We start from the raw sequence: 11892 nt of genomic DNA, 5'->3' as shown, positions 1-11892 counted from the left end.
GCGCCGCAGGCAGCGCCGCAGGCAGCACCCCGGGCGGGGCGCTCGGACGCTCGGGCTAGCCTGCACACGTGAGCAGCCAGAGATCAGTCGTTCGGTTCCGCTGGGAGATACCCGTGTTCGGGTCCCTCCTCGCCCTCGCCGTCCTCATCGTGGGCATCGTCGTCCTGCTGCCCGAGGACGACGAGGGCACCCCGGGCCGGTCGGAGAAGGACCGGAAGGGCCGGCTGCCGGCGGCGGTTTCCGCCCCCTTCGACGCCTTCAGCGAGGGGTACGACTGCTTCCGCATCCCCACCCTGACCACCACCAAGGGCGGCCACCTGCTGGCCATCGCCGAGGGCCGCACCAAGACCTGCGCGGACGTCGGCGACATCGACCTGGTCATGAAGCGCTCCACGGACAACGGCCGCACCTGGGGCCCGCTCCATGTGATCCGCGGCGCCGACGACCCCGGCGGCTTCGGCAACCCGGTGCCGGTGGTGGACTCCGTCTCCGGCCGGATCTCCCTGCTCTACGCGTACAACAGCTGGTCCGCCGGCAGCGCCGGCGAGCGCATCCGCGCCCCGCGCGAGCTGCGGATCTCCCACAGCAGCGACGACGGGGTGACCTGGAGCGCCTCGCTCGCCTCCCTGCCGGAGCTCAAGGAGGACGACTGGGAGTGGGTCTCCGTCGGCCCCGGCCACGGCATCCAGCTGCGTCCCACCGAACCGGGCGAACCCGGCCGGATGGTGGTCACCGGCGACTACCGCAAGCGCGGCAACCACACCGGCGCGATGCTCTACTACAGCGACGACGGCGGTCTGACCTGGGAGCTCGGCGCCCGCTGGGCCGCCCCCGAGGGCACCCCCACCCCCGCCGAGCCGGCCCTCACCCAGCTGCCCGACGGCCGGCTCTACATCAACGCCCGCTCCACCCGGATCTGCGGCACCCCCGACCACCGGGTCTCCGCCGTGATCGAGGACGTCACCGCCTCGGACTTCCCGGCGCCCGGCTTCCTGCCGGTGCCCAACCAGCCGGCCCCGCCGGTGTCCGGGTCCCTGCTCCAGCTGCCGGACGGCGGGCCGCTGCTGTTCTCCTCGCCGACCCGCCCCGGTGCCGAGTTCTCCGACCGCTGGACCCTGGCCGTCCGCACCTCCACCGACGGCGGCACCACCTGGTCCGCCAAGGGCGCGGTCGTGGCCCGGGACCGGGCCGGCTACTCGGACATGACCCTGCTGCCCTCCGGCGAGGTCGGCCTGCTCTACGAGACCGGCAACGCCACCTCCACCGGCTCCCTCAAGTACACCGCGTTCGCCCCCGCCGCCATCGAGCCGGCCTCCGAGGACCTCACCCCGCGCCACACCAGCGACGAGACCCCGAACAAGAACCACGCACTGGTGCACGGCGACCCGCAGCTGGTGCCGCGCGCCGACGGCAAGGCGATGTCCTTCGACGGCAGCACGGACTACCTGCGGCTGGCCAACTGCCCGGACTCGCTGCGGATCAGCGGCGGCGACTTCGCCGTCACGGCCTGGGTGCGGTTCGACGGCTCCTCCGGCCGGCAGCCCCTGGTGTGGGGGTCCGGGCAGAACGCCCCCAACAGGCAGTTCGTGATCGAGACGGTGGACGGCAGGCTGGAGGCCCGCATCAACACCGGCAGCGGCCCGTACTCCGTCACCACCCGCACCGCCTTCGGCGACGACCGCTGGCACCACGTGGTCTTCCAGCGCCTGGGCCGGCAGCTCCAGCTGTCGGTGGGCGGCGGAGCGCCCGTGGTCACCGACCTCCCCGCCGACCTCGGGGACTTCCAGCCGGCCGACGCCTTCACCGTGTTCATCGGCACCCAGCCCGACCAGAAGGCCTTCTACGCCGGAGCCATCGACGACCTGCGGATCTACGGGCGCTCCCTGACCCGGGAGGACCTGGCCTTCCTCCGCTCCGGGGCGGAGGTGAACCGGCAGCAGGAACGGCTCCGGCTCGGCTTCAGCACCATCTGGTGACCGCGACGGACGGCACTGCGAACTGGCGGTCAGCTCCGGCGGGCCAGCACCAGCCGCCAGTTCGGAGTGCCGTCCGGGCGGCGCCCGAACTGGTCCAGCGGCAGGGTCTCCACCGTGAACCCGGCCTGCCGGAGGTCCTCCCGGACCCCGCCGAACGGGAAGGTCCGGTAGTACATGACGAAGGTGGGCCGCCACACCGCGTTCCGCACCCGCATCACCGCGTCGAAGCCGGCCGCCGCCCAGTAGAGCGGCGAGGCCATCGGGAGCGGGGCCCCGATCGGGAAGGCGAAGACCCCGCCGGGCCGCAGCGCGCCGTGCACCCCGCGGAACAGGGCGGGGCGCTCGGCCGGGAGGAAGTGCCCGAAGGCCCCGAAGCTGACCGCCAGGTCGTACGCATCCGCCAGCGCGGGCGGCAGCGCCCGCGCGTCCGCCCGTACGAAGTCCGGGGCCGGGCCACCGGCCGTGCCGCCGTGCACCCGCTCGGCCTCCGCCAGCATCCCGGCGCTGAAGTCCACCCCGGTGACCCGCTCCCGGCACAGCCGCCGCAGCATCCCCAGCCCGGCGCCGGTCCCGCAGCACACGTCCAGCCCGGCGCCGAAGGAGCCTTCGGCCTGGGCCAGGGTCTCCTCGACGGCATCGAGCATCCGGTCCGGGGTGCGGAAGGGGGTGTGGTCGAACTTCGGGGCGAGCAGGTCGTAGCCCTGCTCGATGGACGACATGGCCTGCACGGCCAGTTCACGCACGCTGGGACCCATGGGAGCGAACATGCCACCCAGCCTAGGCGGCCGGCCGCGGTCGGGGCTCCGCCCGGACCCAGTCGGGTCCTGGGGCTCCGCCCCGAAAGGCGGGTTCCGGGGCGAAGCCCCGGGGAACCGGGCGCGGGGCGCCCCGCGCCGTGGCCCGGCCGCGGCCGGGGGCCCCGCTGTGGTCGGGGGCCCCGCTGTGGTCGGGGGCTCTGCCCCCAAGGTGGGTTTCCGGGCGCAGCCCGAGCGCCAAGGCGGGCCCCGGTCTTGGACGGCGGCTCCGCCGCCGGGCGTACGCGGACGGCGGTCACGGTGGCTCCCCCTCCGGGCCACCGTGACCGCCGTTCCCCCGTACCCCCGTTGGTCCACGTCCCCCGTGATCCCCGTGGGCCTTTCCCCCGTATCCCCCGTACGTCCCCCGTACGTCCCCCGTGGGGCTCCCCCGTTCCGGTCCCCCGTGCCCGGTGCTCCCCCCGCGCGCACCGGAGCCTGTGTTACGGGCGCGGGCCGGTCGCGTGGTTGTCCATGCTCTGGAGCTCCTCGCCGGCGATCCCGCCCTGGGTGGGGACCGGGGTGGTGATCGGGGCCCCGGTGCCGGCGTCCGCACCGTCCGCGTGGCTGTCGAGCGGCTTGATCTCGACGCCCGTCGCGTGGTTGTCGAGCGGGATGATGTCGCCGTTCTCCGGCGTCGCGTTCTCAGTCGTCGTCATCGTTACTCCTGAAGGATGTGGCCGTCCCGTTCGGCGATTCCCCCGCGGACCGCCGAACGGGTTTTCCGTTCGACCCGATGGCCCCCCGGCGCTGCGGGTCGATGGATCCATCATGTCGGGCGGCGATAAACGAACGATGAACGCCCCCTGGGCGAAGGCCCGGGCGCCCCGGACCGCCCGGCCGGGTCACCGGCTCAGGCGGCCACCTCGGACGCCAGCAGCGCCCGGACCTCCGCGAGTTCGGCCGATCCCAGCTGCGCGAAGACGGCCTCCGCGTCCATCCAGCAGGCCCGCGCCCGGTCGATCTGGCCCATCCGGTACAGCGCCCGGCCGAGCACCATCACCACACAGGCCCGCCGCCATTCACCGCCCATCACCCGCAGCGCGATGGCCTGTTCGGCGTGCGAGGCGGCCAGGGTGGCCCGGCCGGCGGTCAGGTGGGTCTCGGCGATCCGGTAGTGGGTGATGCCCTCCCACAGCGGCTGCCGGTTGTCGTGGAACAGCGACAGCGCCTCGGTCAGCTGGTCCAGGGCCTCCCGGATACGGCCGGCCTGGACCAGTACGGTGCCCAGGGCGTAGCGCCCGTTGGCCAGCCGCAGGGTCAGGCCCATCCGGTCGTAGATGGCGATGCCCTGTTCGGCCAGCTCGATGGCGCTGGGCAGCCGGCCCAGCGCCGCGTGGATCCGGGACAGGTTGCACAGCGCACTGGCCTCGCCCACGTTGTTGCCGTCGGCCCGGAAGTTGCGGATGGCCTCCAGCAGGTAGCGCTCGCCGTCCTCGTGCCGCCCTTCGTAGAGGGCGATGATGCCCCGGTCGTTGGGCGCCCAGCAGCTGGGCAGCGGGTCCCCGGCCGCCCGGGCCAGCAGGGTGGCCTGCCGGGCCTCCTCGTCGGCCTCGGCGAACCGGCCGGTGACCAGGTGCACACTGGTGAGGGTGGTGCGGGCCCGGCCCTCGGCGTGCGGGTCGCCGGAGGCCTGCGCGGCCTCGCGCAGCGAGACCGCGGCGGACTCGTACTGCTTGGAGTTGGCCCCGGATTCCACCAGGTCCTTTGCGGCCCACAGCAGGTCCACGGCCCGCCGCAGCTGGTCGGCCGCCGACGCCCCGTCGGTCCGGGCGACCGCCTGCCGTACGCAGGCCAGCAGCGGGTTCGCCTCGGTGTACAGCCAGTCCAGGGCCGGGTGCCGGTCGGTGAACTCCAGGCCCGGGTAGCTGGTCTTGGCCAGGTGGGCGACCAGCCGGTCGCCGGGCCGTTCCAGCGCGTACACCCCGGCCGCGGTGGCCAGGTAGAAGTCCAGCAGCCGGGAGAGCGCGGCGTCCCGTTCGGCGGGCTGCTCGTCCCGTTCGGCGCAGGCACGCGCGTAGAGCCGTACGAGGTCGTGGAAGCGGTAGCGGCCGGGCGCGGCGGATTCCAGCAGGGAGCAGTCGACCAGGGCCTCCAGGAGGTCCTCGGCGGTGTGCTCGGGGAGGTCGAGCACGGCGGCGGCTGCGGCCAGCGAGATGTCCGGGCCGTCCGGCAGTCCGAGCAGCCGGAAGGCCCGCTGCTGGGCGGGTTCCAGCTGGCCGTAGCCGAGTTCGAAGGTGGCCTTGACGGCGAGGTCGCCGGCCTGGAGCTCGTCCAGCCGGCGCCGCTCGTCGGCGAGTTTGGCGGCGAGCACCGATACGGTCCAGGTGCGCCGGGCGGCCAGCCGGGAGGCGGCGATCCGGATGGCCAGCGGCAGGAACCCGCAGGCGCCGACCACGTCCAGGGCGGCCTGCCGCTCCGCCCGGACCCGCTCCTCGCCCACGATCCGGGTGAACAGCTGGAGGGCCTCGTCGGGGGACATCACGTCGAGGTCGACCAGGTGCGCCCCGGCGAGGCCGGCCATCCGGACCCGGCTGGTGACCAGTGCGGCGCAGCCTGCCGTGCCCGGCAGCAGCGGGCGGACCTGGGCGGCGTCCCGGGCGTTGTCGAGGAGTACCAGGACCCGGCGGCCGTCGAGGGTGGAGCGGTAGAGCGCGGCCCGTTCGGCGGCCGAGTCGGGGATGGCGGTGTCGGGGGTGCCCAGGGCGCGCAGGAAGGACCCGAGGACGGCCACGGGCTCGGCCGGGCGCGGGTCGGTGCCCTGGAGGTCGACGTAGAGCTGCCCGTCGGGGAAGTGCGGGCGGGCGGCGTGCGCGACGTGCACGGCCAGGGTGGTCTTCCCGACCCCGCCGATGCCGGCCAGTGCGGAGACGGCCATGACCTGGCCCTCGGCGTGGGCGAGGACCTCGGACAGTTCCTCGACGAAGGCGGTCCGGCCGGTGAAGTCGGGCACGGTGGCCGGAAGCTGGGCGGGCCGTACGGGGGCGCCGGCGGCGGCCGGGGCGGCTTCGGAGACCTGGGCGAGTTCGGTGTCGGCGCGCAGGATCCGCTGTTGCAGGGCGGCGAGTTCGGGGCGCGGGTCGACGCCGAGCTCGTCGGCGAGCAGCCGCCGGGTGTCGGCGTACACGGCGAGCGCCTCGGCCTGCCGGCCGCTGCGGTAGAGGGCGAGCATCAGCAGCTCGCGGAGTCGTTCGCGGAGCGGGTGGGCGGCGGTCAGCGCGGTCAGCTCGGAGACGGCCTCGGCGTGGTTGCCCACCTCGAGGTCCAGGTCGAGCCGGGTCTCCAGCAGCTGGAGCCGCCATTCGGCGAGCCGGGTGCGCTCGGTCTCGGCGTACGGGCCGGGCACCCCGGCCAGCGGCTCGCCCTCCCACAGGTCCAGGGCGCGGCCCAGCAGGGTGCGGGCCATGGAGCGGTCGCCGGAGCCGCGGGCGGCCTCGGCGTCGGCGGCCAGGCTGCGGGCCACCCCGAGGTCGAGGGCGGCCACGGTGCCGAGCCGGATGGCATAGCCGCCGGACTCGCTGACCAGGGTCCCCGGGTCGAGGATCTTGCGGAGCCGGGAGGCGTACGTCCGGATGGTCGCCAGCGCCTGCGGCGGCGGGTCCTCGCCCCAGATGGCGTCGATCAGCTCGGGCGCGGTGGCGGTACGGCCGTCGCGCAGCAGCAGGGCGGCCAGCAGGGCGCGTTGCTGGGGGCTTCCGGAGGCGAGAGCCTCGGTTCCGCGCCAGGCACGGATGGGTCCGAGTACGGAGAAGCGGGAGCGGGCCGATGGGGCGGGGGCTCCCTCGGGGTCGGTGCGCTGGTGCGGAATGGCAGGTATGCCTTCCACGTGTGTCTCCCCCTCCCTGTTCTGCGTTGCCGTCGGCGCCGTGCGGTGCCGGTGTCCGTTTCCGGTCGTTTCCGGTGCGTTCCCGGTGTGTTGCCGTCCGTGCCGGGGCATTGCTGAGCGTTGCCGTGCGGTTGTCCAGTGCAACGGTCAGTCTGCCCTGTTTGGGCCGGGCGCGTCAGCCCGCCCGGTCTCAGCTGTGTACCGAGCCCGTCCCAACTAGCTGACGGTTCGTCAGATCAACGCTACCGTGGAGGACATGGAGACCTTCCCGAAGATCATCTCGGTGGACGACCACACGGTGGAGCCGCCCCACGTCTGGCGGGACCGGCTCCCGTCGAAGTACCGCGACACCGGCCCGCGCATCGTGCGCGCCCCTCTCAAGGAAATGACCTTCCTGGGCGGCAAGTTCGCCCCGGTCATGGGCGCCAAGGGCGAGGACGGGCCGATCGGCGACTGGTGGGTCTACGAGGACCTGCACCGCCCGCTGACCCGGCTGGACACCGCCGTCGGCTACGACCGGGACGAGATCCGGCTGGAGGTCATCACCTACGAGCAGATGCGCCCCGGCTCCTTCTCCGTCCCCGACCGGCTCGCCGACATGGACGTCAACCACGTCCAGTCCGCCCTCTGCTTCCCGACCTTCCCGCGCTTCTGCGGCCAGACCTTCACCGAGGCCAAGGACCGGGAACTGGGGCTGCTCGGCGTCCGCGCGTACAACGACTGGATGGTGGAGGAGTGGTGCGGGCCCGAGGCGCACGGCCGCCTGATCCCGCTCACCCTGATCCCCCTCTGGGACGCCCGGCTGGCCGCCGCCGAGGTCCGCCGCAACGCGGCCCGCGGGGTCCGGGCGGTCGCCTTCTCGGAGATCCCGCCCCATCTGGGCCTGCCCTCGATCCACACCGACGAGTGGGACCCCTTCCTGGAGGCCTGCGACGAGACCGGCACGGTCATCGCCATGCACATCGGCTCCTCCAGCCGGATGCCGTCGACCTCGGCGGACGCCCCGCCGGCGGTGGGCTCCACGATCACCTTCGCCAACTGCTGCTTCTCGATGGTCGACTGGCTGATGAGCGGCAAGTTCGAGCGCTTCCCCAACCTGAAGATCATGTACGCGGAGGGCCAGATCGGCTGGATCCCGTACATCCTGGAGCGCGCGGACGTGGTCTGGGAGGAGAACCGCGGCTGGGGCGGCGTCGCGGACAAGGTCCACCGCCCGCCGTCGGAGCTGTTCGCGGACCACGTCTACGGCTGCTTCTTCGACGACGCGTTCGGCCTGAAGAACCTGGACGCCATCGGGGTCGGCAACGTCCTGTACGAGACGGACTACCCGCACTCGGACTCGACCTGGCCGAAGTCCCGCGAGGTGGGCGAGGCGCAGATGGGGCACCTGCCGGCGGAGGAGGTGTCCCGCATCGTCCGCGGCAACGCGATATCCCTGCTGGGTCTGACGGAGGACGGCCTCTGGCCGGGCCCGGGGTCGGCGGCGTAGGCCCGTCCGACGGCTTCGCCGGTCCGGGACTACAGCGGCTGGGGTTCCACGGAAGCCCAGCCGCTCTCCGACGGGGCGAAGACGACTCCCCCCGCCACCAGGAATCCGGCCGGCCCCTCCGGCCGCACCGGGACGGTGAACTTCAGCACCGTCTCATGCTCGGCCAGGTCGATCACCCGCCCCTCCGCCCCGCACCGGACGTACGCCAGCCCGTCCGTCACCACCACCGCGTTCGCCGTCTCCGGCCGATCCGGCTCCGCACAGACCTTCGGCAGCGGCACCCGCCACTGGCTGCCGCCCGATTCCTGGTTCAGCTCGGTGAAGGCCGGCTCCCCGCTCAGCGAGGCGGCCAGGAAGTACACCTTCCCCTCGGCCGCCGACAACGGCGACAGCGCGTTCCCGCCGTACGGGATGTCCCAGGCCGCGCCCTTCTCCGGGTCCCCGTTCAGCACCCCGGACCCGTTCTCCCGGTGGCACAGGAACACCCGCTTCGCCGCGACCGGCGCCACGATCAGCCCACGCGTCTCGCACGGCCCCGACAGGGGCGACTGGTCGGTGCCGCGGCCGGTCGCGCCGTCCAGGCTGGTGACGAAGGCGTGGAACTGCATGTCCGGGTTCTGGGCCCGCCCCTGTACGTAGACCTTGCCGCCCGCGGCCCGCAGCATCGGGTACCCGTCGTCCGACTCGGGCGCGGCCACCGACCACAGCTTGGCGCCGCGGCCCGTGTCCACCGCCGTCACGGTCCCGCCCGCGGTCACCGCGTACGCCCGCCCGCCGTCCACCACCAGCCGCCGCAGCACCGTGGCACTCGGCACCGACCAGCGGACCTTGCCGGTGCCCAGGTCGAAGGCCTGAAACCCCTTGCCGCCGGAGCCCAGGACGATCACCACGTCCCCGACCACGGCCGGGCTCTCGCTGTCCAGCACATCGGCCTTCACCGACCACTGCACCTGCCCGGTCGCCGCGTCGAGCCGCACCACCGAGCCGATGCCCGAGCCGGACGCGCTGACCGGCATGGTCGCCCTGGTCGACGTACACACCAGCGCGGCGGCCGAGTCCGCGTACACGCAGTCACCCAGCCCCTTCGCCCCGAGCCAGGCGTGCCAGCCGGCCGGACGCCGCTGGGGGGAGTCGGCGTACGCGCCCGTACCGGCCGCGCTGCCGCCGGCCGTCGCGGCGTACGCGGGCAGCCGGCTCGCGGGCTTCGCATCGGCGGCGGCATCGGAAGGCGACACCTTCTCCTGCTGCTCCCCGTCATGGGAGGACCCGGACGACGCCTCCGGCGAGAACCCGAGGTAGAGCCCGGCCCCGGCGACCAGCGCGACAGCGGTGGCGGCGGCCACCCGGGTACGCCGCCGCAGCCGCGAGAACCGTACGGTCCGGCCCGCGGTCCCGACGGTCCCGACCGGCCCGGTCGGCGGCCCGCTGGCCTCGGTGAGCTCACCGGACCCGCCCGCGACCGGGACCGGGGCGGGGACCGGAAGAACGATCTCCCATTCCGCATCCTCCGCATCCCGGAACGCGGCCAGCAGTTCATCCGGATGCGGCCGTTCCGCCGGATCCTTGGCCAGGCACCACTCGACGGTCCTGCGCAGCGCCCCGGCCGGCAGCCCGCCCAGCTCCGGCGGATCCGACACCACCCGGTACGCCGTCATGTAGTGCGAGTCCGCATCGAACGGCCCGCGCCCGGTCATCGCGAACACCAGCACCGAGCCCAGCGAGAACACGTCCGACGCGGGCCTCACCCGCTGCGGCGCCGACAACTGCTCCGGGGACATGAACGGCGGCGTGCCCAGGATCTGCCCGGTGGACGTCAGGGTCTGCTGCCCGCCGACCCGCGAGATCCCGAAGTCGATGACCCGCGGCCCGTCGTCCGTCAGCAGGACGTTGTCCGGCTTCAGGTCGCGGTGGATCACCCCGGTGGTGTGCAGCTCGCGCAGCGCCTCCACCAGTCCGACGGCCAGCAGCCGCAGCTCGGCCCCGGTCAGCGGCCCGTCCGCCTTCACCCGGGAGCCCAGGGTCCGGCCGCGCACCAGCTGGGTGGCCATCCAGGGGCGGGCCGCGTCCGGGTCGGCGTCCACCACGGGGGCGGTGAAGGCCCCGCTGACCCGCCGGGCCGCGGCGACCTCCTGCCGGAACCGGGTACGGAACTCCGGATCGTCGGCGAACTGCTGGTGCACCAGCTTCACGGCGACGAGCCGCCCGGAGGCCGCCCGCGCCGAGTACACCGTCCCCATACCGCCCGACCCGAGCCGGTCGATCAGGACATACCCGCCGATCGCGCGCGGATCGCCGTCCCGCAGTGTCATGTCCCGCCCTGCCCCGCCGGTCTACGTCTGGTCGGCGGCAGCCTATGCCCGCGCGACCCCCGCGACGAACGCCGCCCAGGCCCCGGACGCCACCCCGAGCTCGGGGCCGGCGGTGACCTTGGAGTCCCGGACGTGCACGGTGTGAGCGCAGGCGGCGACCTCAACGCAGTCGTCGCCCTCACCACTGCTGTACGAAGACTTGTGCCACGCCAGGGCGACCGCGACACAGCTGTCGCCCTCACCGCTGCTGTAGCTGCTCTTAAACCACCGAAGCCCGGTGTTGGAGCTCATCGCGTTCCTCGCAATCGCGTCAGCAGGTCCGTCGGCGGCAGCCTAGGCCCGGGTGACCCCGGTCACGAAGGCCGCCCAAGCGGCGGGGGCCAGCCCGAGCTCGGGGCCGGCGGTGACCTTGGAGTCCCGGACGTGCACGGTGTGAGCGCAGGCGGCGACCTCAACGCAGTCGTCGCCCTCGCTGCCGCTGTACGAAGACTTGTGCCACGACAGGGCGACCTCGACGCAGCTGTCGCCCTGGCTCCCGCTGTAGCTGCTCTTGAACCACCGAAGCCCGGTGTTGCTGCTCATAGCACTCCTCGCAATCGCATCAACAGGTCGGCGCTGTCCGCCGGATTGAGAGCCTGGATGCGAAGTTTGGCATAGCGTTGATGCAGAGCGCTGATGTCCTTCGGGTCAGTCAGCACCCGCCCGGTCTGCTGTCCCTCGACATAGCCGAGCCACTCGTGCTCGTCGGTCTCAAGGAGCTGGAACGACCCATCCGTCCCCGCATGCCCCGGACAGACGGTCGGGATGATCAGGAGGTCCACATTGGGCAGCGCGGCCACCTCCAAGAGGTGGTCGCTCAGCTCCCGGGTCACCTCCGGCCCGCCGGTCTGCCGGTCGATGACCGACTGGTCGACGACGAAACTGAAGGAGATGTACGGCTTGCGCCGCAGCAGCCGCTGCCGTGCCAACCGGGCCGTGACCCGGGCCTCCGCCTCTTCCGGTTCCGGCAGCGGAGGCACGTTCTGGACCAGCGCCCGCGCGTACGCCTCGGTCTGTAACAGGCCGGGAACGGCCCGGCATTCGTACGTATGCAAGCTGACCGCGGTCTCCTCCAGATCGGCCCACCGGCGGAACCAGGCCGCCAGCCCGCGGCGGCTGGTGACCTCCCGGTGGGCCGTCAGAATCACCCCGTCCGTCCGGAGCTGGTCCTCCACTCGCCTGATGAACGTCTCGGATGGAAAGCGGCGGCCCTGCTCGACGGAGCCGACGTACTGCACCGAATACCGGACCAGCAGTGCCATTTCTTCCTGAGTGATGTCGGTCTTCCTGCGGAAGGCCTGGACCAGGCGTCCGAAATTCCGCAGTTCCAACGCGGGATCGTCGCCCCGTTCGCTCGGGTACTCGTCCTCGACCATGCTCGTCATGATGGTCACCTCCCGGCCCACCATCGTCACGGTACGTGACCCCGCCTGTACACCAACTGGACTCGTACAGACGC

The 11892-nt window shown here is 73.1% G+C and carries 9 protein-coding genes; 2 read left to right on the top strand and 7 right to left on the bottom strand.

The window, feature by feature from the left end; translation table 11 throughout:
* Positions 1-68: 68 nt before the first annotated feature.
* Positions 69-1976 carry a sialidase family protein gene (locus tag DEJ50_RS14075; protein WP_150208359.1) on the top strand — a complete coding sequence of 636 codons (1908 nt, stop codon included), beginning with the start codon at positions 69-71 and terminating at the stop codon, positions 1974-1976.
* 29 nt (positions 1977-2005) lie between these two features.
* Here DEJ50_RS14075 and DEJ50_RS14070 read toward each other — a convergent pair whose 3' ends face one another.
* The 3 genes from DEJ50_RS14070 to DEJ50_RS14060 all read right to left on the bottom strand — a co-directional run bounded on the left by DEJ50_RS14070 (position 2006) and on the right by DEJ50_RS14060 (position 6596).
* Complete coding sequence (locus DEJ50_RS14070) at positions 2006-2743, bottom strand: class I SAM-dependent methyltransferase (RefSeq protein WP_150208357.1); 738 nt, start codon at positions 2741-2743, stop codon at positions 2006-2008.
* Between the two features lie 470 nt (positions 2744-3213).
* The gene (locus DEJ50_RS14065) at positions 3214-3429 is read right to left on the bottom strand and encodes a hypothetical protein (RefSeq protein ID WP_150208356.1); all 216 of its coding nucleotides are present in this window, start codon (positions 3427-3429) and stop codon (positions 3214-3216) included.
* 194 nt (positions 3430-3623) lie between these two features.
* A complete protein-coding gene (locus tag DEJ50_RS14060) occupies positions 3624-6596 on the bottom strand; it encodes an AfsR/SARP family transcriptional regulator (RefSeq protein ID WP_150208354.1) in 2973 nt (990 codons plus the stop codon).
* A gap of 256 nt (positions 6597-6852) precedes the next feature.
* Here DEJ50_RS14060 and DEJ50_RS14055 point away from each other — a divergent pair, with 256 nt between their 5' ends.
* The gene (locus DEJ50_RS14055) at positions 6853-8085 is read left to right on the top strand and encodes an amidohydrolase family protein (protein WP_150208353.1); all 1233 of its coding nucleotides are present in this window, start codon (positions 6853-6855) and stop codon (positions 8083-8085) included.
* A gap of 29 nt (positions 8086-8114) precedes the next feature.
* Here DEJ50_RS14055 and DEJ50_RS33910 read toward each other — a convergent pair whose 3' ends face one another.
* Genes DEJ50_RS33910 through DEJ50_RS14030 form a run of 4 tightly spaced genes read right to left on the bottom strand, consistent with a single transcriptional unit; the run spans position 8115 to position 11818 of the window.
* Positions 8115-10394, bottom strand: a complete 2280-nt coding sequence (locus DEJ50_RS33910) for a serine/threonine-protein kinase (RefSeq protein WP_190344472.1) — start codon at positions 10392-10394, stop codon at positions 8115-8117.
* Positions 10395-10436: 42 nt separating this feature from the next.
* On the bottom strand, positions 10437-10685 hold the full coding sequence (locus DEJ50_RS14040) for a DUF397 domain-containing protein (protein ID WP_150208350.1): 249 nt from the start codon (positions 10683-10685) through the stop codon (positions 10437-10439).
* A 42-nt stretch (positions 10686-10727) separates the two neighbouring features.
* Positions 10728-10976: a DUF397 domain-containing protein gene (locus tag DEJ50_RS14035; protein WP_150208348.1), complete on the bottom strand. Its 249-nt coding sequence runs from the start codon at positions 10974-10976 to the stop codon at positions 10728-10730.
* Positions 10973-11818, bottom strand: a complete 846-nt coding sequence (locus DEJ50_RS14030; protein ID WP_223837750.1) for a helix-turn-helix domain-containing protein — start codon at positions 11816-11818, stop codon at positions 10973-10975. Before DEJ50_RS14030 ends, DEJ50_RS14035 begins: the two co-directional genes overlap by 4 nt.
* Positions 11819-11892: the final 74 nt, after the last annotated feature.

The sequence above is a fragment of the Streptomyces venezuelae genome, assembly GCF_008642295.1.
Taxonomy (GTDB): Bacteria; Actinomycetota; Actinomycetes; order Streptomycetales; family Streptomycetaceae; genus Streptomyces; species Streptomyces venezuelae_C.
This window is presented reverse-complemented; position numbering and strand designations above follow the sequence as displayed.

What these genes read in the sequence shown, in the direction of transcription:
- DEJ50_RS33910 (WP_190344472.1), bottom strand. Translation starts at nt 10,394, where the DNA reads ATGACACTGCGGGACGGCGATCCGCGCGCGATCGGCGGGTATGTCCTG.
- DEJ50_RS14055 (WP_150208353.1), top strand. Translation starts at nt 6,853, where the DNA reads ATGGAGACCTTCCCGAAGATCATCTCGGTGGACGACCACACGGTGGAG.
- DEJ50_RS14030 (WP_223837750.1), bottom strand. Translation starts at nt 11,818, where the DNA reads ATGACGAGCATGGTCGAGGACGAGTACCCGAGCGAACGGGGCGACGAT.
- DEJ50_RS14040 (WP_150208350.1), bottom strand. Translation starts at nt 10,685, where the DNA reads ATGAGCTCCAACACCGGGCTTCGGTGGTTTAAGAGCAGCTACAGCAGC.
- DEJ50_RS14070 (WP_150208357.1), bottom strand. Translation starts at nt 2,743, where the DNA reads ATGTTCGCTCCCATGGGTCCCAGCGTGCGTGAACTGGCCGTGCAGGCC.
- DEJ50_RS14065 (WP_150208356.1), bottom strand. Translation starts at nt 3,429, where the DNA reads ATGACGACGACTGAGAACGCGACGCCGGAGAACGGCGACATCATCCCG.
- DEJ50_RS14035 (WP_150208348.1), bottom strand. Translation starts at nt 10,976, where the DNA reads ATGAGCAGCAACACCGGGCTTCGGTGGTTCAAGAGCAGCTACAGCGGG.